The sequence below is a fragment of the Plantactinospora solaniradicis genome, assembly GCF_042658085.1.
GTDB lineage: Bacteria > Actinomycetota > Actinomycetes > Mycobacteriales > Micromonosporaceae > Plantactinospora > Plantactinospora solaniradicis.
The window spans coordinates 48,531-71,260 of sequence record NZ_JBHSPR010000001.1; the positions used below are offsets into that span (position 1 = coordinate 48,531).

20 protein-coding genes are annotated in these 22,730 nt (G+C 71.6%); 6 read left to right on the forward strand and 14 right to left on the reverse strand.

Features of this window, described 5'->3' with window-relative positions; genetic code table 11:
- Nucleotides 1-50 precede the first annotated feature (50 nt).
- From ahcY to ACFP2T_RS00305, 11 genes are all read right to left on the reverse strand, one after another.
- Entirely contained in the window at nt 51-1,550 is a 1,500-nt protein-coding gene (gene ahcY, locus ACFP2T_RS00255; RefSeq protein ID WP_377415982.1) for an adenosylhomocysteinase, read from the reverse strand.
- Nucleotides 1,551-1,878: 328 nt separating this feature from the next.
- On the reverse strand, nt 1,879-3,054 hold the full coding sequence (gene manA, locus ACFP2T_RS00260) for a mannose-6-phosphate isomerase, class I (protein WP_377415984.1): 1,176 nt from the start codon (nt 3,052-3,054) through the stop codon (nt 1,879-1,881).
- A gap of 2 nt (nt 3,055-3,056) precedes the next feature.
- A complete protein-coding gene (locus tag ACFP2T_RS00265) occupies nt 3,057-4,031 on the reverse strand; it encodes a cation diffusion facilitator family transporter (RefSeq protein WP_377415986.1) in 975 nt (324 codons plus the stop codon).
- Nucleotides 4,032-4,098: 67 nt separating this feature from the next.
- The gene (locus ACFP2T_RS00270) at nt 4,099-5,292 is read right to left on the reverse strand and encodes an SIS domain-containing protein (protein WP_377415988.1); all 1,194 of its coding nucleotides are present in this window, start codon (nt 5,290-5,292) and stop codon (nt 4,099-4,101) included.
- A complete protein-coding gene (locus ACFP2T_RS00275; protein ID WP_377415990.1) occupies nt 5,289-5,507 on the reverse strand; it encodes a Trm112 family protein in 219 nt (72 codons plus the stop codon). Before ACFP2T_RS00275 ends, ACFP2T_RS00270 begins: the two co-directional genes overlap by 4 nt.
- 66 nt (nt 5,508-5,573) lie before the next feature.
- On the reverse strand, nt 5,574-6,959 hold the full coding sequence (locus tag ACFP2T_RS00280; protein WP_377415992.1) for a phosphomannomutase/phosphoglucomutase: 1,386 nt from the start codon (nt 6,957-6,959) through the stop codon (nt 5,574-5,576).
- Nucleotides 6,960-7,148: 189 nt separating this feature from the next.
- Complete coding sequence (locus ACFP2T_RS00285) at nt 7,149-8,522, reverse strand: hypothetical protein (protein WP_377415994.1); 1,374 nt, start codon at nt 8,520-8,522, stop codon at nt 7,149-7,151.
- Nucleotides 8,523-8,689: 167 nt separating this feature from the next.
- On the reverse strand, nt 8,690-9,355 hold the full coding sequence (locus ACFP2T_RS00290) for an endonuclease V (protein ID WP_377417792.1): 666 nt from the start codon (nt 9,353-9,355) through the stop codon (nt 8,690-8,692).
- Nucleotides 9,356-9,546: 191 nt separating this feature from the next.
- Nucleotides 9,547-11,034, reverse strand: a complete 1,488-nt coding sequence (locus ACFP2T_RS00295; RefSeq protein WP_377415996.1) for an aldehyde dehydrogenase family protein — start codon at nt 11,032-11,034, stop codon at nt 9,547-9,549.
- A gap of 49 nt (nt 11,035-11,083) precedes the next feature.
- Nucleotides 11,084-11,617 (reverse strand): DinB family protein, encoded by a 534-nt coding sequence (locus ACFP2T_RS00300; protein ID WP_377415998.1) that lies wholly within the window; start codon nt 11,615-11,617, stop codon nt 11,084-11,086.
- 51 nt (nt 11,618-11,668) lie between these two features.
- Nucleotides 11,669-12,388 (reverse strand): TioE family transcriptional regulator, encoded by a 720-nt coding sequence (locus ACFP2T_RS00305; RefSeq protein WP_377416000.1) that lies wholly within the window; start codon nt 12,386-12,388, stop codon nt 11,669-11,671.
- A 126-nt stretch (nt 12,389-12,514) separates the two neighbouring features.
- Between ACFP2T_RS00305 and ACFP2T_RS00310 the strand changes: the two genes are divergently transcribed.
- Together ACFP2T_RS00310 and ACFP2T_RS00315 are read left to right on the forward strand one after the other, a co-directional pair.
- On the forward strand, nt 12,515-13,816 hold the full coding sequence (locus tag ACFP2T_RS00310; protein ID WP_377416002.1) for an erythromycin esterase family protein: 1,302 nt from the start codon (nt 12,515-12,517) through the stop codon (nt 13,814-13,816).
- A gap of 23 nt (nt 13,817-13,839) precedes the next feature.
- Entirely contained in the window at nt 13,840-14,292 is a 453-nt protein-coding gene (locus tag ACFP2T_RS00315; RefSeq protein WP_377416004.1) for a YdeI/OmpD-associated family protein, read from the forward strand.
- A gap of 36 nt (nt 14,293-14,328) precedes the next feature.
- Here ACFP2T_RS00315 and ACFP2T_RS00320 read toward each other — a convergent pair whose 3' ends face one another.
- Nucleotides 14,329-16,287 (reverse strand): sigma-70 family RNA polymerase sigma factor, encoded by a 1,959-nt coding sequence (locus tag ACFP2T_RS00320; protein WP_377416006.1) that lies wholly within the window; start codon nt 16,285-16,287, stop codon nt 14,329-14,331.
- A 179-nt stretch (nt 16,288-16,466) separates the two neighbouring features.
- Complete coding sequence (locus ACFP2T_RS00325; protein ID WP_377416008.1) at nt 16,467-17,306, reverse strand: M55 family metallopeptidase; 840 nt, start codon at nt 17,304-17,306, stop codon at nt 16,467-16,469.
- A gap of 128 nt (nt 17,307-17,434) precedes the next feature.
- Here ACFP2T_RS00325 and ACFP2T_RS00330 point away from each other — a divergent pair, with 128 nt between their 5' ends.
- Complete coding sequence (locus tag ACFP2T_RS00330) at nt 17,435-17,791, forward strand: GntR family transcriptional regulator (protein WP_377416010.1); 357 nt, start codon at nt 17,435-17,437, stop codon at nt 17,789-17,791.
- Complete coding sequence (locus ACFP2T_RS00335; RefSeq protein WP_377416012.1) at nt 17,791-18,657, forward strand: ATP-binding cassette domain-containing protein; 867 nt, start codon at nt 17,791-17,793, stop codon at nt 18,655-18,657. Before ACFP2T_RS00330 ends, ACFP2T_RS00335 begins: the two co-directional genes overlap by 1 nt.
- Here the strand turns inward: ACFP2T_RS00335 and ACFP2T_RS00340 are convergent.
- A complete protein-coding gene (locus ACFP2T_RS00340; protein WP_377416014.1) occupies nt 18,654-19,847 on the reverse strand; it encodes an RNA-guided endonuclease InsQ/TnpB family protein in 1,194 nt (397 codons plus the stop codon). The genes ACFP2T_RS00335 and ACFP2T_RS00340 overlap by 4 nt on opposite strands.
- 131 nt (nt 19,848-19,978) lie before the next feature.
- Between ACFP2T_RS00340 and ACFP2T_RS00345 the strand changes: the two genes are divergently transcribed.
- Nucleotides 19,979-20,683 carry a hypothetical protein gene (locus tag ACFP2T_RS00345; RefSeq protein ID WP_377416016.1) on the forward strand — a complete coding sequence of 235 codons (705 nt, stop codon included), beginning with the start codon at nt 19,979-19,981 and terminating at the stop codon, nt 20,681-20,683.
- Nucleotides 20,684-20,952: 269 nt separating this feature from the next.
- Nucleotides 20,953-22,701: an arginine--tRNA ligase gene (argS, locus tag ACFP2T_RS00350; RefSeq protein WP_377416019.1), complete on the forward strand. Its 1,749-nt coding sequence runs from the start codon at nt 20,953-20,955 to the stop codon at nt 22,699-22,701.
- Nucleotides 22,702-22,730 lie beyond the last annotated feature (29 nt).

Genomic DNA, 22,730 nt, shown 5'->3' on the forward strand with positions numbered 1-22,730 from the left:
ACGCCGACCCGGTTCCTTCGTCGCTGTGCTGCTCGGTAGCGCTGTACTGCTCAGTAGCGGTAGTGCTCCGGCTTGTACGGGCCCTCGACCGGAATGCCGAGGTAGGAGGCCTGCTCCTTGGTCAGCTCGGTCAGCTTGGCGCCCAAGGCGTCCAGGTGCAGCCGGGCCACCTTCTCGTCGAGGTGCTTGGGCAGCGTGTAGACCCCGACCGGGTACTCCTCGATCTTGGTGAACAGCTCGATCTGCGCGATCGTCTGGTTGGCGAACGAGTTCGACATCACGAAGCTCGGGTGCCCGGTGGCGTTGCCCAGGTTCAGCAGCCGGCCCTCGGAGAGCACGATGATCGAGTGGCCGTCGTCGAACCGCCAGACGTCCACCTGCGGCTTGATGTTGATCCGCTCGACGTCGGACCGCTTGGCCAGCCCGGCCATGTCGATCTCGTTGTCGAAGTGGCCGATGTTGCCGACGATGGCCTGGTGCTTCATCCGGGCCATGTGCTCGTTCCGGATGACGTCGAAGCACCCGGTCGCGGTGATGAAGATGTCGGCGGTCTCCACGACGTCTTCCAGGGTGGCCACCTGGTAGCCGTCCATCGCGGCCTGGAGTGCGCAGATCGGGTCGACCTCGGTGACGATGACCCGGGCGCCCTGGCCCCGCAGCGACTCCGCGCAGCCCTTGCCGACGTCGCCGTAGCCGAGCACGACCGCCGTCTTGCCACCGATCAGTACGTCGGTGGCCCGGTTGATCCCGTCGATCAACGAGTGGCGGCAGCCGTACTTGTTGTCGAACTTGCTCTTGGTCACCGAGTCGTTGACGTTGATGGCCGGGAAGAGCAGCGTGCCGTTCTGCTGCATCTCGTAGAGCCGGTGCACGCCGGTGGTGGTCTCCTCGGTCACGCCCTTGATCGCCGCGGCGATCCGGGTCCAGCGCCGGTCGTCCTCACGCAGCGAGCGGTGCAGCACGCCGAGGATCACGGCGTACTCCTCGGAGTCGGCGGTCTCCACCGGAGGCACGGCGCCGGCGCCCTCGAACTGGGCTCCCCGGTGCACCAGCAGGGTGGCGTCGCCACCGTCGTCGAGGATCATGTTCGGGCCCTGGCCGTCCGGCCAGAGCAGCACCTGCTCGGTGCACCACCAGTACTCTTCGAGCGATTCGCCCTTCCAGGCGTACACCGGTACGCCGGACGGGGCGTCGGCGGTGCCGTCCGGGCCGACCACGATGGCCGCGGCGGCGTGGTCCTGAGTGGAGAAGATGTTGCACGAGGCCCAGCGGACCTGGGCGCCGAGCGCCACCAGGGTCTCGATGAGCACCGCGGTCTGGATGGTCATGTGCAGCGAGCCGGTGATCCGGGCACCCCGCAGCGGCTGCTCGGCCGCGTACTCGCGACGGATCGACATCAGGCCGGGCATCTCGTGCTCGGCGAGCTGGATCTCCTTACGCCCGAACTCGGCGAGGGACAGGTCCGCCACCTTGTAGTCGCCCTCTGCGACCGTGGCGGGTCGGGTTCCGGCGGACGGACCACCTGCGGGGGCCGGGAGAGTGCTGGTCATGAACGCTCCTGTCGTACGGGTCTGCTGCGCGACCCTCCACGTTACGCCCCGGCCATCCCGCGCCGGCCTCCGGTCGGGTCGCAATCCGGACAGTGGCAGGTAGGACGGCATCGGACAGCGCACGGGGCGGTCGGTTCCGGGCGGACTTTCCACCCAGCCTCCGGCCGCCCCGCGCATCCCCCCGGTTTGGTTCCCCGCGCGTGTCTCGGACCGTTGTCGCGATAACGCTGCGTACTCACAGCGTCACACTGGGCAAGTTTGGTGTCAAGCCGATCCGCAAATTTCCCTTTTGTGGGCACTCGCGTTCTCGTCGTACCCGGTCGAGCGGTCAGCCGAGCCCGACCGAGGCGACGTAGACCTCTCCGCTCCCGCTCACGGTCAGCGGCCCGCCGTCCGCCGGGCCGATCGCCGACTGGCCGGGGCCGAGCCGGGCCGAGCCCGCCCCGTCCGCCACGGTCACCTCGCCGGCCAGGCAGAGCGCGATCCGAGGCCCACGAAGCGCGATCCGGGCCGACCCCACCGCCTCGCCGAGGCGTACGCCGTGCAGCGCGAAGTCGTCCACCGGGACCGGCCAGGTGACCACGCCGGGCGCCACCGGGACCGGCGGAACCACCGGATCGACGAGCACCTCGAAGCGGAGCACCCGGAGCAGTTCCGGCACGTCGACGTGCTTCGGCGTCAACCCGCCCCGCAGCACGTTGTCGCTGGCCGCCAGGATCTCCACCCCGGCCCCGTACAGGTAGGCGTGCAGGTTGCCGGCCGGCATCCAGATCGCCTCGCCCGGTGCGAGGCTGACGTGGTTGAGCAGGAGCGCGACCAGCACGCCCGGATCGGCCGGATACCGCCCGGCCAGCTCGCGCACCAACTCGCCGGCCTGGGCGTACTGCTCCGGGACGTCCGCCGCCACGACCGCCGCCACCAGGGCCGCCCGGTCCGGCACCGGCCAGCCGAGCAACGTGCGTACGGCCTCGCGCAGCCCGTCCGTGCCGGCGCGGAGCGCGTCGACGACCGGATCGAGCGCCGGCACCCCGAAGGCGTCGATCAGGTCGGCGGAGAGCTTCGGGTCCCGAAAACCACAGAGCGCCTGGAACGGCGACACCGCGACCAGCAACTCCGGCTTGTGGTACGGGTCGACGTAGTTGCGGTGGGTCAGCTCCGGATCCGTCACCTCGGCCGCGTAACCGGCACGGGCCTGCTCGGCGTCCGGATGCGCCTGTAGCGACAGCGGCGCCTCCGGTGCCAGCACCTTGAGCAGGAACGGCAGGCGCTGCCCGAACCGGTCGATCACGTCGGCGCCGAGCCAGCGCCCCGGATCCGTGGCGAACGCGTCGACCACGCTCAGCGGCGCCCCACCCCGGTGCACCGTACTCGGGTCACCGGGATGGGCGCCGAGCCAGAGTTCCGCCTCCGGGCCGGCGCTCGGCACGGGCCGACCCTGCAACTGCGCCAGGACCGTACGCGATCCCCACGCGTAGTCACGGATCCGGCCGTGAAGGGGCTCCACCGTCAGGCCTCCTTGAGCTCCGGAACCCCGTCGGCGGGCTGTTCCACGTTTCGATAGATGTCCGGCTCCAGATAGATGACCCTGGCGATCGGTACGGAGTTGCGGATCCGTGCCTCGACCGTGTTGATCCCCTCGGCCAGCTCGGCCGCCGTGGCGTACGGCCGTACCGCCACCTTGGCCGCCACCAGCAGCTCCTCCGGGCCCAGGTGCAGCGTCTTCATGTGGATGATCCGCTCGACCTCGGAGCCGTCGGTGATCGCCTGCTCGATCTTCCTCACGTCCTCCGGGGCGCCCGCCTCGCCGAGCAGCAGACTCTTGGTCTCGATCGCGAGGATGACGGCGATGGTGACCAGCAGCAGGCCGATCGCCGCCGTGCCGGCCGCGTCCCAGTACCCGTTGTCGGTGACCAGGGTCATCGAGACACCCACCAGGGCGAAGATCAGACCGAGCAGCGCGCCCAGGTCCTCCAGCAGCACCACCGGCAGCTCCGGGGCCTTCGCCCGGCGGATGAACTGCTTCCAGGACGCCTTGCCCCGGACCAGGTTCGACTCCTTGATCGCGGTCCGGAACGAGAACGACTCCAGCACGATCGCGATCACCAGCACGGTCGGCGGCACCCAGTGCCAGCTGTCGAAGCCGTGCGGGCCCTTCGGGCCACTCTGCTCGTGGTACTTGTGGTACGCCTCGTAGAGCGCGAAGAGACCACCGACGCTGAACAGCACGATGGAGACGATGAACGCGTAGATGTACCGCTCGCGGCCGTACCCGAAGGGGTGCTGCGGGGTGGCCCGGCGGACGGCCCGGCGCCCGCCGACCAGCAGCAGCGCCTGGTTGCCGGAGTCGGCCAACGAGTGGATCGACTCGGCGAGCATCGACGAAGAGCCGGTCAGGCCCCACGCGACGAGCTTGGTGACCGCGATGCCCAGGTTGGCGAAGAGGGCGGCCAGGATCGCCCTGGTACCCCCACCCGCGCTCATGCCCCCACCTCGCTTCGCCGGACGGGGTCCTGGGCCACGGCGGCTCCGGGCCGGGCGGTCTGCTCGTTCACGGGTTGGAAAGCTCCTTCATCTCGGTGATGGCCGGTACCGCCATCGGGTCGAGGCCATGGGCCAGGGCCAGGTAGATGGAGGCGAAGTCGGGTACCGCGGTCAGCGAGGCGAGCCGTTCCAGGGCCGATCCGCCCTCGGCGGTCACCACGTCACAGCGCACGCCGCGCCGCTCGGCGAGGGTCTGCACCGCGTCGGCCCGGCGCTCCTCCACCACCAGCGGCTCGTCGGAGTCGTCGTCGGCGTTGAGGCCGCCGTCCCGGAGCAGCACCAGCCGCAGCCTGGTTCCCGTCGGCTCGTCCCCGGGATCGGCGAAGATGTCCCGGCTCGTCTCGGCCAGGCCGCCGAAGACCCCGTCGAGCAGGCCCACCCGGCCCCGGCCCGCCTCGCCGAGCGCACCGGCCACCACCGGGTACCGCGCGTTCGCCGAGAGCGTGTCGCCGAACCGCCGGGCCGCCACCGTCGCCAGCGGGGACGAGCCCCAGACGATCGGCACCGATCCGGCCAGACCGAGCGCCAGTGACTTGGCCGGGTTGACGAAGGACTCCGCGGAGGGGCGGCACCGGTCGGCCTCGGCGTCCAGCCGGGCCGCCGTCTCGGCCAGGTCCGCCTCGTTGACCTTGACCAGGCCGAGCGCGCGGGCGGCGAGCAGCACCGGGACGGTCAGCGCCCACAGGCTGGCCCGGGCCGGCGCCCGGCGGGGTACCGGCACGAACGGCGCCCGAGCGCCCTCGGCCACCGACTGGAGCTGCGAATCCGGCGCACCGACCGCGACCAGCCGGGCCCCTCGCCGGGCCGCGGCCTCGGCCGCGCCGAGCGCCTCCGGGCTGCGCCCCGAGGCGCTGACCGCGATGACCACGTCCGCCGCACCGACCCAGCCGGGTACGCCGGCACTACGGTGCTGGATGACCGGGACCGGGCAGCGCGGGCCGGCGACGGTGGACAGGATCTCGCCGGTCCGGGCGGCGGTGCCGATGCCGGCGATGATGACGGCCCGGGGCCGACCCTCGTCGGCGAGGACGCCGAGGTTGGCCTCGGCGGCCAGGGACGCCGATTCGCGGACCTGTGCTCCGGCCGCGGCGGTGTGCCGGAGCATGCCGCCCGGGTCGCTCTCGGACAGCGCGGCGACGTCGTCGAGCAACGTGTCGTCGGCAACCGGACGGCCACGCAGACCTGCCGTACCGTCCATCACCGCGGTGCCGTCGTGCCGTCGGCGGCTCCGCCCGGTTGTCCCGCGGGGCCACCGCGCGCCTCGTCGAGGAGCAGCACCGGTACGTCGTCGCGTACCTCGAAGATCCGACCGCACTCGGTGCAGGTCAGGGTCTGCGCCGCCGAGTCGTAGTAGAGCGGGGCGTGATGCGTGTCCGGACAGGCCAGAATCTCCAGCAACTGCGGGTCGAGGGCCACTGTGCGGCTCCTTCCACGTTCGTGCGGGCGGTCGAATACGGCGGTGTCCGACCGGCGCGAAGGATCTTATCGGCGAACCAGCCCGAGTACGTCGTCGCGGAGGGCCGCCATCCGCTCAGGGGTGGGCGCCTCGACGTTGAGTCGGAGCAGCGGCTCGGTGTTGGACGGGCGCAGGTTGATCCAGGCCCCGTCGGGAAAGCGCATGGTCAGGCCGTCCAGTTCGTCGGTCTCCGCCTCGGGGTAGGCCAGGCGGACGTCGGCCAGCTTGGCCCGCTGGTCCGGCACGGTCGAGTTGATCTCTCCGGAGGCGGCGTACCGCTGGTAGGCGCGGGCGAGGTCGGAGAGCGGGCCGTCCTGCTCGCCCAGCGCCGCCAGCAGGTGCATCGCGGCGAGCATGCCGGTGTCGGCGAACCAGAAGTCCCGGAAGTAGTAGTGCGCGGAGTGCTCGCCGCCGAAGGCCGCGTTGGTCCGGGCCATGTCGGCCTTGATGAACGAGTGCCCGACCCGGCTCCGGACCGGCTTCCCGCCGTGCTCGCGGACGATCTCCGCTACCGCGCTGGACGTGATCAGGTTGTGGATGATCGTGGCACCCGGATGCTTGGCCAGTTCCCGGACCGCGACCAGGGCGGTGATCGCCGATGGTGAGACCGGCTCGCCCCGCTCGTCGACCACGAAGCAGCGGTCCGCGTCCCCGTCGAAGGCGATTCCGAGGTCGGCACCGTGCCGGGTGACCGCCGCCTGGAGGTCGACCAGGTTCGCCGGGTCCAACGGGTTGGCCTCGTGGTTCGGGAACGAGCCGTCCAGTTCGAAGTACAGCGGCACGATGTCCAGCGGCAGGGCCGGCAGAACCGCCGCGCCGAGCACCGCCGGTACGGTGTGCCCGCCCATGCCGTTCCCCGCGTCGATGACCACCTTGAGCGGGCGGATCCCGGACAGGTCGACCAGGGTCCGCAGGTGGGCGGCGTACTCGGGGAGCAGGTCGCGGCGGTGCAGCGGCGGTCGGGGCTCCTCCACCGGTCGGGACTCCGCCTTGTCCAGCAGCGCCTGGGCCCGGTCCCGCAGCTCGGCGAGGCCGGTGTCCTGACCGATCGGCCTCGCCCCGGCCCGGCACATCTTGATGCCGTTGTACGCCGCCGGGTTGTGGCTGGCGGTGAACATCGCGCCTGGCAGGTCGAGGCTGCCGGAGGCGTAGTAGAGCAGGTCGGTGCTGCCCAGCCCGACGTCGAGCACGCCCAGGCCCTCCGCCCGGATCCCGTCGGCGAAGGCGGCGGCGAGACCCGGCGACGACGCCCGCATGTCGTGGGCGATCACGACCGTGTCGCGCTGCTCCCCGGAGGTACGCAGGAGTTGCGCGAAGGCCGCCCCCAACGCCTCGGCGGCTCGTTCGTCCCACTGGCCGGGAACGGTGCCACGGACGTCGTACGCCTTGACGATAGCGGACAAATCAGACAAGATCTCGCCCCTCAGCCGGACACTCAGTCAACGGCCTGAGCGTATCGGAGCCGAACGCCATGGCCCGCCCCAAGGCGATCCACCGGTCGGCCACAGACCGGTCGGCACGCCTGGGAGCAGCCGATTTTCGCTGGTGAGCGCCGGAGTCGGTACTGCCGTGGCGCCCCGTCGGGCGGGCCGGCGCCGGGCTCAGCGCGGCTTTGGTGGGTTGGCGGGCAGGATCAGGGTGGCATCCGGTCCGGGCGGCGTCGGCGGCTCCCCCGGCGGCACGGAACCGGGCGGGGTCGGCGGCTTCCCCGAGGGCACGGAACCGGGCGGCGTCGGCGACGGCGACGTCCCCGAGGGCACGGAACCGGGCGGCGTCGGCGACGTCTCCGGCGACCCGGAGCCGGCCGGCGGTGGCGCCGGGCGGGGCTGCCGGGGCTGCCGGGGCGGCGTCCGGGTGGGCAGGATCAGGGTCGGGTCGCCGCCACCGGGCCGCCCCAGGGCCGGGTCAGGGATCAGGCTCGGGTCGCCGCCACCGGGCCGCACCGAGGTCGGGCCGGCAGCACCGAACAGCCCGGGAGTCTGGCCGGGAGCGCCGGGCAGCGCCACGGTCCGGTCACCGCCACCCCCCGGCAGCATCATCGTCGGATCGGCGCCGGCCGGCAGCGCGACGGTCCGGTCACCGCCACCCCCCGGCAGCATCATCGTCGGATCGGCGCCACCGGCCGCGCCGCCGCCGTACACCGCTGGTCGTGGTGGCGGTGGAACCCGGGTCTGCCATCCACCGGCCGGCGGCGCACCGGTCGTCGACGGCCCACCGGCCGGGGCACGGCGATCCGCCCGGCCGCGCCGGATGAGCAGCACCAGCAGGGCGATTCCGATCACGACCATCACCACGCCGACGATCATCACCATCGCGCCGATACCGAGCCCACTCCCGGATTCCGATCCGGCGGGGGTCTGGTTCGGCAGCGCGGCCGCCACCTGTTGGGTCGGCACCACGGCCTCCTCGGTGGCCACCGGGCTCTCGACCGGCTCCGGAGTGGGACTGTTCCTGGTCGGCGAGGGGCTGGTCCCGGTACGGCCGCCGACCCGGGCCGTGTCGGCGTCCCGGCCCAGCAGCCTCCCGGCCGCGGTGTACGCCTCCGCCACCACCGTCACCCTGCCGGCCGGCGCACCCGCCAGCAGGCTCACCCGGTAGCGGCTGGACACGCTCTTGCGGGCGCACAGCTCGGGTCGGCCCGGTGCGGTGCGCTCGGCCACGACGAGCCCGTCGCCGCCGTCGGAGACCTGTACCGGCCGCCAGGCGCCATCCGCCGCGACCTGCACCTCGACCCGATCGGCGGTCAGCCCCGGCAGCCGTATGCCGAGTCCGGTACGCACGTTCACGCAATCGCCGCCGCGCATGGAGACGTTCACCGTCACCGAGCCGGGCGAGCCACCCGCGTTCATCGTGCTGGGTGCCCGGACCCGAACCGACTCCCCCTCGGCGGCGGCCGGAGCCGCACCCAGCGACACCGTCGCGCCGAACGCCACGCAGACAGTCGCCAGCCAGGTCGCGCCACGCCGTACCGACATCATTACCTCGCTCGTCGCAGTGCAGGTCCGGGGCACAGGCTACCGGTGACCCGGACGCCGACCTCTGTGATGCCCGGCCGACCGTCGAACGAATCCTCGGATCTGCCCGAAGAGGTCCGGTCCCCGGTGGACTGACGGTCGGCCGTCCCGCCCGACGGGCCCGGGATTCAGCCCCGTCCGGCGGATCTGCGCAGCTCGGTGCGACACAGCCGGTCTGCCGCCCGGGTGGTCTCCGGCAGCCGGTACCGGGGAGCCAGCCTGAGCACCTGGGCGCAGGCGTTGTCCAGGTCCATCCGGTGGCCGACCGAGACGAAGACCGGCTTCACGCCATCCTGGGTACGCAGCACCCGTCCGACCGGCTCGGTGCCGTCCAACAGGGGCGTCCAGGAGCCGCGCCGCTGGCCCGGTTCGGTCCAGTCGCCGATCAGCGGCGTCTTGCCCACCCCGACCGCCGGTCGACCGGTGAGCACGCCCAGGTGGCAGGCCAGCCCGAACCGGCGCGGATGGGCGAGCCCGTGTCCGTCGCAGACCAGCAGGTCCGGCTGCACGGTCAACCGGTCCAGTGCCGTCAGCAGCGCCGGCAGTTCCCGGAAGGCGAACAGCCCGGGAACGTAGTCGAAGGCGGCCCGGCCGGTGGTCACCGCCGTGTCCAGCACGGCCAGGGTGGCGGCGTCGAGCACCGTCACGGCGGCGGCGAGCCGTTCACCGTCCTCGGCGTACGCCACGTCGAGCCCGGCCACCGTCCGGGGCGCGGTCGGCCCCGGCCCGACCAGGTCGACCAGCGGCCGCAACCGATCCTGTACGGCCTCCGCCTCGGCCACGGTGCGCGGCATGGCATTTCTTCCGAGCGTCATGTCCACCGCCGCAGGATGAGTGCGTGGTCGCCGCCTGGCAAGCCGATTCGCGAACCAGTCGGCGCACCAGCCGCGAACCGGTCGCCAACCGGTCGCGAACCGCTCGCGCTCCACGGGCCGACCCGCCGTCCGGGTACGCGACGACGGCCCGTGGTGGCGGCGCGTCCCGGCTACAGGTCGATCCCGGTCAGCACCATGACCCGGGACTCGGTGTAGTCCTCCATCGCGCTCCGCAGGCCCTCCCGGCCGACACCGCTGCCCTTGACCCCGCCGTACGGCATCTGGTCGGCCCGGTACGACGGCACGTCCCCGACGATGACGCCGCCGACCTGAAGCGCCCGGTACGCGGCGAACGCGGTCTGGAGACTGTGTGTGAAGACGCCGGCCTGGAGGCCGTACGCCGAGTCGTTGACGGCGGCGAACGCGGCGGCGTCGTCGGGCACTGGGGCCACCACCAGCACCGGGCCGAACACCTCCTCGGTCCGGACGCGGCTGTCCGGCGGCACGCCGGTGAGCACCGTCGGCGCGAAGGTCGTGCCCTCCCGCCGTCCGCCCAGCTCGACGGTGGCTCCGGCCGCCACCGCCTCGTCGACCCAGCGCTCCACCCGCCGTGCGGCGGACTCGTCGATCAGCGGACCGACGTCGGTCGCGTCGTCGGTCGGATCCCCGGTACGCAGCGCGGCAACCGCCGCGACCAGCCGGGGCAGGAACCCGTCGAGCAGCCATTCGTGCACGAAGACCCGTTGCACCGCGATGCAGCTCTGCCCGGCCTGGTAGTTGCCGAAGGTGGCGATCCGTTCGGCGGCCCGCTGGAAGTCGTCGTCGGCCGCCCAGTCCGCGCAGACCACCGCTGCCGCGTTGCCGCCGAGTTCCAGCGTGACGTGCTTGTCCGGTGCCGACCGCCGGATGTCCGCGCCGACCGGGCCGGATCCGGTGAACGAGACGACCGGTAGCCGGGGGTCCCGGACCAGCTCGGCTGCCCGCTCGTTGGGCACCGGCAGCACCGAGAACATCCCGGCCGGCAGTCCGCCACCGGTCCCGGCCGGCGGCCCGCCACCGCTCCCGGCCGGTTCCGTCACCTCGGCCAGCAACTCGCCGAGGAGCAGGGCGGTCAACGGCGTCGCCGGGGCCGGCTTGACCACGATCGGGGCACCGACCGCGAGCGCCGGCGCGACCTTGTGCGCTACCAGGTTCAACGGGAAGTTGAACGGCGTGATGCCCAGGACGGGCCCTCGGGGCACGCGGCGTACCAGCGCGACCCTGCCCTCGCCGGACGGCTCGGTGTCCAGCCGCTGCACCTCGCCGGACCAGCGCCGAGCCTCCTCGGCGCCCCAGCGGAAGGTGGCGACCGCCCGGCTCACCTCGACCCGGGCCCACCTGATCGGCTTGCCGCTCTCGGCGGTGATCAGTCGGGCGACCTCCTCGGCCCGTTCGGCGAGTCGGCGGGACACGTGGTCGAGCGCGGCGGCCCGGACGTGGGCCGGCAGCGCCGCGGCCCGGTCGGCGACGGCCGCTGCCGCCGCCAGCGCCGTATCGACCTGCTCCGGGTCGGCGTGGCTGGTCCGGCCGACCTCCCGCCCGTCGTACGGGTGCCGGACCACCAGCGTCTCGGCGCCGTCCACGGGTCGGCCGGCGACGTAGAAGGGCACACGCTGCACGCCAGCAGCGTAGTACTCCACGCTCCTGCGGCGCCGGGTTCGGAGCCGGTCACTCGCCGGTGGTGCCGTCGATCAGTTCACGGGCGATGTCGAGGTGGCCGACGTGCCGCGCGTACTCCTGGAGCAGGTGGAACAGGATCCGGCCGAGCGACGGTGCCTGCTCCGGTGTCTTGAACCGCCCACCGACCCGGGCGGAGTCGCCCAGGTCGGCGCCGGTGGCCAGCGCTCGGGCCCGGCGTACCTCGTCGCGGTAGGCCGCGAGGACGTCGGCCGTGGACTCGTCGTCGCCCACCCGCCATTCGGCGTCGTCGCCGCCCGGTGGCCACGCCTCGACGTCCTCGGCGTCGAACCCCCAACGCAGCCAGCGCCGTTCCACCCAGCCGAGATGCTTGACCAGGCCCAACGGCGACCATCCGAGCGGCGGGACGGTGGCGCGCAGCCGCGCCTCCGGAAGCCCGTCGATCTTGCGCATGAGCGCTTCCCGGTACCAGTCGAGATAGCCCAACAGCAGTTCGTGTGGATCGCTGACGCCGACCGCCGGGCCTTCGAGGTCGGTTGGTATCTGCTCCGGTGCCGGACCCATGGGCTCGACCGTAACGCCGACCGCCCGATCCCGCCGGACGAGCGGCACCCGTCAATTCGGTGCCGGGGGCCGCTGTGCCAGGTAGGTGTGGAGTTCCCCCGCGGCCGCCAGCATGGCGACGCTGCGGGTCGTCAACCGGTCGCGCCAGGCGGTCAGGGCGGTCTCCAACGGGCCCACTCCGCCGGCTGCCCGTACCTGTTCCAGCAGTGGGGCGATCTGGCGGAGCAGGTAGCCGCCGCGACGTAGCTGGTGCGTCAACTGGACGTCGCGTACGTCACCGGGTGTGTAGACGCGGTAGCCGGTCTTCGGGTCCCGGTGCGGATTGACCAGGCCGGCCCGTTCCCACTTGCGCAGGGTGGCGGGGCGGATCCCCAGTCGCCGGGCGAGGGGTCCGACGAACGTCACCCCGCCCTGGGCGGGGGCGGGCAGCTCTTCCGTCGTCAGGTCGCGCAGGGCCGTCTCGACCGCGAGCAGGGTGTGCCGGTCCTGGAGCAGTTGCGCGTGGCTCTCGTCGACCAGCATGAGCGCGTCCTGTACGGCGTCCTGGTTCACCGCTCGCATGATCGCGGTCGCCGTGTGGTGGCCGTGTGCCGGTACCAGGGCCGCGAAGACCCGGAGGGCCTGGGCGTGCAGCGGGGTGTAGATCCGGTAGCCGTTCGGTGTGCGGTCCGCCGGCGGCAGGATGCCCGCGTCCTCGTAGTTGCGGACCGCCTGGGTGGAGAGTCCGTGTCCGCGCGCCAGGTCGACTGGACGAAGTCGCTCACGGGGCACGGTATCCACCAGTATTTGAGGGCTTTCAGCAACCTACCACGTTGCCAACCGTCAAAGTCTCAACAGTCGGTTCAGCGATACCGTAGAGACATCGATGCGGGCACGCCACGTAGGACGGGATTCGACATGACCGGTCACCCTTCGATCCATGACGCCGGTTGGGCCCTCGCCGCCGACAACCGCGATGGCGGCGATGGCGGCCTCGGCACCGCGCCCACGGAATTCCTCCGGTCGCTGGCGACGAGGCCACGCCTGCTCGGTCTCGGGGAGCCCACGCACGGCGAGGAAGCCTTTCCCGAGCTACGTAACCAACTGTTCCGGCATCTCGTCCAGCACGAGGGCTACCGGTCGATCGCGATCGAGAGCGACTGCCTCGCCGGTCTGCTCGTCGACGGGTTCGTCGCCGACGGGGTGGGCTCGCTCGACGGGGTGATACGGCACGGCTTCAGCCACGGATTCGGAAACTCCGAGGCGAGTCGCGAACTCGTCGAGTGGATGCGCTGCTACAATCGCGACCGGCCGGCCGTCGACCGGCTCCGGTTCTTCGGATTCGACGCCCCCATCGAACTGGCCAGCGCCGCCAGCCCCCAAGCCGCGCTCATCGCGCTGCACGGCTACCTCGCCAGCCACGTGGACACCGACCTGATCCCCTGCACCGCCGACGCCATCATCGAGCTGACCGGCGACGACGAGCGGTGGACCAACCCCGAGGCGGCCATGGACCCCACGCGTTCGGTCGGGTCCTCCACCGACGTCACGGAACTACGCCTGGTCACGGACGACCTGCTCGCGCTGCTCGTGTCGCAGTCTCCACACCTGATCGCCAGGACGTCGTACGAGGAGTGGTGGCGGGCGCGGCTCCACGGGCGTACCGGCGCGGGGCTGCTTCGGTACCACGCCGGAATGGCGGAGAACTCCCCGGCCCGCGTGGCGCGGCTCCTCGGAGTACGGGACGCGATGATGGCCGACAACCTGAACGCGATCATGGAGAACCAGGCACGGCGAGGGCCGACACTCGTGTTCGCGCACAACAGCCACCTGCGCAAGGACCCGAGCCGCTGGGAACTGCCACCGGGCTGGGGGGCACTGGCCGGCCGGACCCTCCAGTGGTGGAGCGCCGGAGCGATCGTCCACGCCCAGGTGGGCGATCAGTACGCCTTCCTGGCGTCGGCCCTGGGCGTCGCCCGGCACCAAGGGCTCGACGTTCCACCGGCGGACACTCTTGAGGGAGTCCTCGCCGCCCTTCCGGAGGACCGTTACGTCATGAACTCGGCACGGCTGGCCGACGCCCTGCGCGGCGCGGAAGTCAGTGTGACAACCCGGACCGACACCTCGACCAACCACGGCTACTTTCCGCTCGATCCCGACCACCTGGAAGACACCGACGGGGTTATCTTCATCAAGGAGATCACCGAAGCTCGGGCCTAGCCGAGGGCGTGCAGGGAGAGCAGATGAGGTTCCGCACGACGATCGAGCTGGGCGGCAGGACCGCCACCGGCTTTCCCGTACCGGACGAGGTCGTGACCGGTCTCGGTGCCGGCAAGCGGCCGGCGGTACGAGTGACGGTCGGTGGGCACACCTACCGGAGCACCGTGGCCTCGATGGGTGGACGTTTCATGGTGCCGCTCAGCGCGGACAACCGTACCCGGGCCGGAGTCGCCGCCGGGGACGAGGTAGAGGTGGAGATCGCACTCGACACCGAGCCCCGGGAGGTGACCGTGCCGGCGGACCTCGCCGACGCGCTCGACCGGCAGCCGGAGGCGAGGCGGCGGTTCGACGCGCTGTCGTACAGCCAGCGGAGCCGGTACGTCCTCGCGGTCGAAGGGGCGAAGACGGCCGAGACCCGCCAGCGCCGGATCGCCAAGTCGGTCACCGAACTGGCGGCGGAAACCTCAGGCGGGTAGGCGCGAGCCAGCGGCCTGGTCCAGCAGAGGCCCGGCTCAGCCGGCCGCCTGGAAGGCCCGCCCCACCGCCGTCGGCTGGGTGCCGGTCCGGAACAGTCCACTGAGGTCCTTGTCGGTGGCGGGCAGGCCGAACCAGGCGTACCGGTGCAGGTAGGACAGGCCGCCCAGCATCTTCGTGGAGGCGGTGACGAAGGCAGCCTGCTGCTGTTGGCTCGGGAACCGCACCTTCCCGTCGGAGAAGTCGATCAGGGCGTACTCGGTGAGCCAGATCGGTAGCCGGTAGCGCTGGTACACCGCCTGGAGGTACTGCTTGAGCTGGGACACGGCGTTGGCGGTGACGAAGTCCCCGCCGTACCAGTGCAGCGCGATGAAGTCGACCCGGTAGCCGCGCGACTTCGCGCCGGACATGAACCGGTCGAGCCAGCCGCCAGCAGTGGCGCCGCCGAAGGCGACGGCCGGACTGCCCAGGGTGCTTCCGGTGGCGGCGAGCTTCGGCCACAGGCCGAGCGCCTCGTCCACGCTCATGTTCGCCTGCCCCGCCATGTCCGGCTCGTTGAAGCCGAGCAGGTACGGCCCGGCGCTCTTGGCCTGGGCGATGCTGCGGCTGTCGACGTTGTCCCGACCCCAGATCATCGGCACGAAGTCCACCCCGCTCGGGGTGCTGATTCCCTGGTGGTGCGTGGACCAGGTGTAGTACCAGCTCGCCTTCGACTGGCCGAGCGCCTGGCTGACGCCGGAGAAGTTCCAGACCGCCACGCCCTTCTTGTCGGACGTCCGAGCCGGCCCTGCGGGTGCGGCGGCTCGGGTCGAGGTCCGGGCCGTGGGCGTCGGGGTGGGCCGGCGCGGCGTCGGGGTGACCCCGCTGACGGTGGGGGTCGGCGTCGGGGTGGCGGCGGCCGGGGCGGTCGCGGCGCCTCCCGGATCGGCGGCGGTGGCCTCCGGTGCCGACGGCTTGGTCAACTGCACCGCCAGCAGCACCGCCACGACGAGGCCGGCGACCGCCGCCGCGACCGTGACGGGCCCGGCCAGCCCACCCGCCCCGACCCCGAACACCTTGCCGAGCCCGGTCGCCGGTGCCGCGTGTGACGCGGCCGACGGGGCGGCACCGGAGTACGACGGGGCCGCCTGCCCTGCACTGGGGTACGCGGCGGTCGGTTCGGAGCCCGGGCCGGCGAAGCTGGCGGCGCTCGTGGTGGCGGCCGACAACTGCTCGCCGAGACCCGCCGGTAGGGGCAGCAGTGGCAGCCCGGCGAGCAGGCGGTCGATGGGGAGCAGGTCGGCATCCTGGCGCAGGCACCGGACGCAGCCCCGGATGTGCCGGGACAGTCGCTTGCGCCACAGCGGACTGGGCTCGCCGGTCCATTCCCCGGCGGCGGCGTACAGGTCGGGGCACCGGGGCCGGGCCCGCAGCGCCCGGACCACCGTACGGGCGGTGTGCAGTTGTTCCTTCATCCGGTGTACCCGGACGGCCGTGTGCTCGGCGGAGAGTCCGAGCGCGGCGGCGAGGTCGGCGCGGTTCAGCTCGCCGGTCTCCTCCAGCCACCACAGGGCGAGCAGTTCCCGGTCGTCGGGGTCGAGCCACCGCGTCGCCTCGGCGACCTCGCGGCGCTGGTCGGTGAGACCGAGCCGGAGAATGGTCAACTCGGCGAAGTCGGCGCCGGGATCGGGTACGTCGTCCGGGCTGCCCGGCACGGCCCCGGTGGGCTGGGTGCTCGCCCGGCGCTGCTGCCAGTCCCGGACCTGCCGGACGGCGATGGCCACGAGCCAGGAGCGGAACGCGGCCGGATCGCGCAGCTCGGACAGGTGCCGGACCAGCCTGAGCAGGGTCTCCTGGACCACGTCGTCGGTGTCGGCATGCCCGTTCAGCGCCCGCCCGACAATGTTGTAGACGAGCGGCAGCGAGCTGGCGACCAGCGCGTCGAGGGCACGCGGGTCACCCGCGCGGGCCGCGACGACCATCCCGGTGTCGGGTCCGACCCGGCCGGTTCCGGACATGGTTGCCTCACTCTCATCGCATGCTGACGCGCCCGGTCCGCGCCCGGTCCGCGCCGGGGACTCGTCCCGGCTCGGCGCACCCGCTGCCGAGCCCGCCGTGGCGCTTCCGATCAGGAGACGCGGTAACCGCCTGCGGATTACAGATTTTCCCCAGGAGTCCGGCGCCGGCACAGACCCGGTCAGCCGGGTTTGATCTGGCCGAGCTGGACCACGAGCTGGATCAGTCGGTACGCCTCCAGGATGTCCCGGCCGGTGAAGGTGACCGTCCGGCCTCCCGGGGCGCGCGAGACGCCGGGCACCAGCGTGGCGAGGTCGACGGTGTACGGGCCGTACAGGTCGATCTCGGTTTCGACCGGTCCGCTGGTCGACACCGGCGGCACCTGGTCCCGTCGACGGATCGCCTCGGCGGCGGACCGGCGGATCAGGTCCCGGGCCTCCTGCGGATGCAGCGTCTCGGCGGCGGCCTGGCCGAGCGCCCGCTTGACCTCGACCGTCACCGCGTCCGGCACCAGGGCCCCGAGTTCGGCGCAGGCGGCGTCGTCACCGCTGCCCAACACGACCGGTACGCCGAAGTGGCCGGCGAGGGCGGCGTTGAGCCCGATCTCCCCCACCGATTCCCCGTGGAGTCGTACGTCGAGCACGGCGTCGCTGATCGTGTGAGCCAGTACGCCCGGCCCGGCGCCGGCCCTGGCGTGGTACCCGATGAACAGCACCGCGTCGACGCCGGCTTCGAGACCGGCCATCATGCCCAGCGGGCGCGGCTTGCCGCGTACCAGTCGGACCCGGCGGTCCAACTCCTCGGGCAGCAGGTTCCGGAACGTCCCGTGCGCGTCCGCGACGCTGACGTCGGCGCCCGGCTCGGCCTCCAGCACCCCGGCGACGGCGGCGTTGACCTCGGCCGTCATCAGTGCTCGACCGCGTTCGTAGTCGTAGCCCCCGGGGTTGGTCTCGACGACGTGCACGATCCCGGAGACGCCTTCCAGGTCGGCGGAGATCAGGACTCGCAGCGGGTTCGTCATCGCCCCACCGTACGGCCGGATGATCCAGTTCGCGTTCCCGCTCGATGGGCCGGGACAGGGATTGACGTCGGGCGTGGTCTGCTTCTATGGTTCTTCGGTAGAGTAAAGAACCAGAGAAGCGGGTTGACATGTTCGACGACCGGAGCCCGATCTACCGGCAGATCGCCAGCCGGATCAAGGCTGACGTGCTGAGCGGGGCGCTGAAGGGCGACGACCAGGTCATGTCCACCACCCAGTACGCCACCTTCTACCGGATCAACCCGGCGACCGCGGCCAAGGCGTTCCAGCAACTGGTCGACGAGGGCGTCCTCTACAAGAAACGAGGTATCGGCATGTTCGTCAGCCCGGACGCCCGGGACACGCTCCGGGCCGAACGCCGGGAGAGCTTCTTCGCCGAGGTGGTCGATCCGATGATCACCGAGGCCAGGGCCATCGGCATTCCGCTTCGTGACGTGGTACGTCGGATCGAGGAGCGCGAGCAGTGATGAGGATCGACGTCGAGGGTCTGGTGCTGCGCTACGGCGACACCACCGCGTTGGACGGACTGACCTTCAACCTGGCGGGCGGCAAGATCTACGGGCTGCTCGGCCGCAGCGGATCCGGCAAGACGAGCCTGCTCTCCGTACTGGCCGCCTTCCGCCGGGAGTCCGCCGGCACCGTACGGGTCGACGGCCGACCGGTGTTCGAGAACGGCGAGGTCACCCGGAACATCATCATGATCCGGGACGGCGGCGAAACGGTGAAGATCGGCACGGCCGAGGACGCCGTCTACTTCGCCGAATGGCTGCGCCCGAACTGGGACGGCGACTACGCCCGCTCCCTGATGGACAGGTTCGAACTGAAGCCGAAGGCGAAGGTCGGCGAGATGTCCAAGGGCCAGCAGTCGGCGATGGGAGTGGTCATCGGGCTGGCCAGCCGGGCACCTCTGACGATCTTCGACGAGTCGTACCTGGGCATGGACGTGCCGTCCCGGTACGCCTTCTACGAGGCGATGCTCGCCGACTACATGCTGCACCCCCGCACGATCATCCTCTCGGCACACCTGATCGAGGAGATCAGCTCGCTGTTCGAGGAGGTCCTCATCATCGACCGGGGCCGGCTGGTGGTGCACGAGGAGACCGAGACGCTGCTGTCCCGGGGCCGGGCCGTGACCGGGCCCGCCGAGCAGGTCGACACCTTCACCACCGGGCTGACCGTGCTCGGCACCCGCCAACTCGGCCCGACCAAGTCGGCGATGGTCTACGGCGAACTCGACGAGGACCAGCGGCGGCGGGCCGTCGAGACCGGGCTCGAACTGGAGCCGATCGCGATGCAGGACCTGTTCGTCCACCTGACCGGAGGGCCCCGTTAACGCTTCCCCACGGCTGGAAGCCGGGGGATTTCTGGCTCGGACCGCACCCGAGCACCATCCTGCAAGGAGGTGATCGCATGTCTCACGTCGTCAGCACCAGCACGGTCACGCTCTGCCGTGGCGAGGATCGTCCTCGCGGCGTTCCGGTCCCGACACGCGGTGTGTCCGCAGGTGTCGCATCGGAAGACTCTGACACCCAGCCCGAGGCGGTTCTTGGTTCTCGTACCGCACTGCGAGCAGGTCATCGTGGTGTAGGCGGGCGGCACCAGCACCACCTTCCGGCCCGCCCGCGAGCCACGCTCGACCAGTTCCCGCTTCGCCGCGCCGATCGCCGCATCAGCGGCCTTACGCGCCATCCGGGACCTGGCCAGGAACTTCGGCTTGAAGTCCTCCACGGCGATCAGGGCGTGGTTGTCGACGACCTTCTTCGCCCAGACACGGGCGTCGTGGATGTTCTGTCGGGCTGCCTTCTTCGCCACCTTCGCCGCCTGGCGTTTGGCGCGCAGGTAGCCGTTCGACGGCTTGACACCCCTGGGGCGCCGACGGCGGCTCATCCTGCGCTGGAGTTTGGCGAGTTCGGCGGCGCAGCGTTTGCGGTGGCCGTGATGCGGCAGGTCGTAGACGGGGTCGGTGGTCGTCGCGGTCGTCGTGACACCCCAGTCGACACCGATCGCCCCCTCGACCTCGGGCGCGGGCGTGGTGTCGCGGCACATGACGAAGGACGCGTACCAGTACCCGAGCGTGTCCTGGTAGACCCGGACGCTGGTCGGATCGGCCGGCAGCTCACGGGACCAGACGACGGGAACGCTGACGCCGCCGGGCAGCCGCAGCCGACGGTCGCGGATCGAGAACCCACGCGTGGTGTATTCCAGGCTGGGCAGGGTGTCCTTCAACCGCTTGACCCTCGGCCGGCCGCGTCCCTTCACCCTGAAGGAGTGCTGAAGGGCCAGAGCGTAGGTACGCAGCGTCTGCTGCTGGGCGACCTGGGACCCGTCCCGCAACCACGACGAGCGGGCCCGCGCCTCGGTCAACAGCTTCGACAACCCGCCGAAGGTGGGTTTACGGCCAGTCTTGTACTGGTGGACGGCCTCGTTCCACAACCAGCGACACCGCCCCCACTCGCCAAGCAGCGCGGCCCGCGCGGTCGCACCGGGACGCAACCGGTAGGTGTACCGCACCGTCTCGCCCACACCCGCAACCATCCCAGCCACATCCGACAGTTCCGCCCCCACGGAGGAGCCGACACCATGCCGAAGATCAACACGCGTGACCGCCCTTTCCTCCCCATGGCTGAAGCCAGGGGTTTCTCGGGCGGCTCCTGATGAGATTTCCGAGCCGCCTCCTGGCCGCCAACCTGTACGTCGCGCTGTGGGCCTGGGCCGTCCTCGCCACGATCGTCACACTGATCGTGGTGGGCGTCGCGATCTTCGGCCAGGTCACCGAGAGCGCCTGGGAGAAGGCCAGCCTGGCGCCCCGCTGGTACGCGCTGTTCGTCGGGGTGGGACTGATCACCACGTTCCTGCCGATGTATGTCGCGCACGGGCAGACCCGCCGCCGGTTCGCCGTACACGCGGGGATCACGCTCGGCCTGATGGCGCCGGCCGTGGCCGCCATGATCGTGCTCGGCTACCTGGCCGAGCGGGGGATCTATCACCTGGTCGGCTGGGAGCAGGTGCTGGACCGCTCGCACCTGTTCACCGAGCCCACCCAACTGCACCTCGTCCTGCTGGAGTACCTGCTCGAACTACTGACCTGGATGGCCGCCGGCACCCTGATCGGCGCCGGCTTCTACCGCTGGGGCGCCGGCGGGCTGCTCACGATTCCGGTGGGCGTCGGCCTGGTCGTACTCACGCAGAGCGCGATCGGCACCGAACTGGACCTGCCGCTCGTCGACCGGGTGTTGAACCCGGACACGCCACAGCCACTCGGGTTGGCGATCGGTGCCGGCCTGCTGGCCTTCCTGATCGGCCTCGCGCTGGCCTGGACGGTCGTCCGCGACGTGCCGCTACCGAACAAGGTCTCCTGATCCCGGCCGAGCCGGCGATGCGCCGCCCGACCCGGAATCGGAATTCGCAGGCGCCGGGATCACCGGCCCCGGTAGCCTGCGCTCCATGGCCAGTTCCCGACGGCGATCCGTGGCTCCTCGCCGAGCCCTCCGTGACCGCCTGCGCTGACCATCCCGTTGCGACCGGCGGATCGATCCGCCGCCGCGACCGTCCGCCGATCGATTCGCTCCCCCCTTTCCGTACGTGACCCGGCCACCGGCCCGGGTCGGAGCGAGATCGGCGTACCGCCATGAATCTGAAGAACCTGCTGACCGAGCAGTTGGCGGAGGCGTTCGCGGCCGTGGCCGGCGAGCCGGTGGACCCGGTGGTCCGGCGGTCACGGCACGCGGACTTCCAGGCCGAGGGCGCGCTGGCCCTGGCCCGCCGGCTCGGCCGGCCACCCCGGGAGATCACCGCCGAGGTCCTCGACCGGGCCGTGCTGACCGACCTCTGTTCGGCGGCACAGGTCTCCGGCCCCGGGTTCGTCAACCTGACGGTGGCCGACGACCTGCTCGGCTCACTGCTCTCCGGGATGGCCGCCGACTCCCGGCTCGGCGCCGCCCCGGCCGATGCTCCGGAGACCGTGCTGGTGGACTACTCCGGACCGAACGTCGCCAAGGAGATGCACGTCGGCCACCTGCGGTCGAGCATCATCGGCGACGCGACCGTACGGCTGCTGGACTGGCTCGGGCACCGGGTGATCAAGGCGAACCACCTGGGCGACTGGGGTACGCCGTTCGGCTTGCTGATCGAGCACCTGCTCGACCTGGGCGAGTCCTCGGCGGCCCACGAACTGTCGATCGGCGACCTCGACTCGTTCTACAAGGCCGCCCGGGTCAAGTTCACCGCCGACGAGGCGTTCCGGCAGCGGGCCCGGCAACGCGTGGTCGCCCTACAGAGCGGCGACGAGGAGACGCTGCGGCTGTGGCGGCTGCTCGTCGCCGAGTCGGAGTCGTACTTCCTGGCCGTCTACGACCGGCTCGGCGTCCTGCTGACGAAACAGGACTTCGTCGGCGAGAGCCACTACAACAAGATGCTGGGCCCGGTCACCGACGAACTCGACCGGCTCGGCCTGGTCACCGACAGCGGCGACGCCGCCTGCGTCTTCCCGGCCGGGTTCGTCGGCAGGGACGGCGAGCCACTACCGCTGATCGTCCGCAAGCGCGACGGCGGGTACGGCTATCCCGCCACCGACCTGGCCGCGATCCGGTACCGGCTCCAAGACCTCGGCGTCACCCGGCTGCTCTACGTCGTCGGCCTGCCCCAGCGGCAGCACTTCGAGATGGTGTACGCGGTAGCCCGGCAGGCCGGCTGGCTACGGCCTCCGGCCCGCGCCGAGTTCGTCGGCTTCGGCTCGGTGCTCGGGCCGAACGGCAAGATGCTGGCCAGCCGGGCCGGCGACTCCGTCAAACTCGTCAACCTGCTCGACGAGGCGGTGGCTCGGGCCGGCGACCTCGCCCGGCAGAAGAACCCCGACCTGGATCCGGCGACGGTCGCCGAGGTGGCCCGGGCCGTCGGAATCGGCGCGGTCAAGTACGCCGACCTCTCCAACGACCGGACCCGGGACTACGTGTTCGACTGGGACCGGATGCTGGCCCTCAACGGCAACACCGCCCCGTACCTCCAGTACGCGCACGCCCGGATCCAGTCCATCTTCCGGCGCGCGGCCGGAACGCCAACCGGCGGCGGTTCGAGCGGCGGTGCAGCACCCGGCGGCGGCCCGATCTCGGTCACCGAGCCGGCCGAGCGGGCCCTCGCCCTCGAACTGCTCGACTTCGGCGCGGTCATCGGCACCGTGGAGCAGAACCTGGAGTTCCACCGGCTGGCCGGACACCTGCACGCGGTCGCGGTCGCCTTCAACGGCTTCTTCGAGCACTGCCCGGTGCTGCGCGCCGACCCGCAGGTCCGGGACAACCGGCTGGCCCTCTGCGACCTCACCGCCCGGGTGCTCCGGCAGGGCCTGTACCTGCTCGGCATCGCCGCCCCGAACCGGATGTAACCGGCACCGAGGTCGTATCTGCCCGCCCT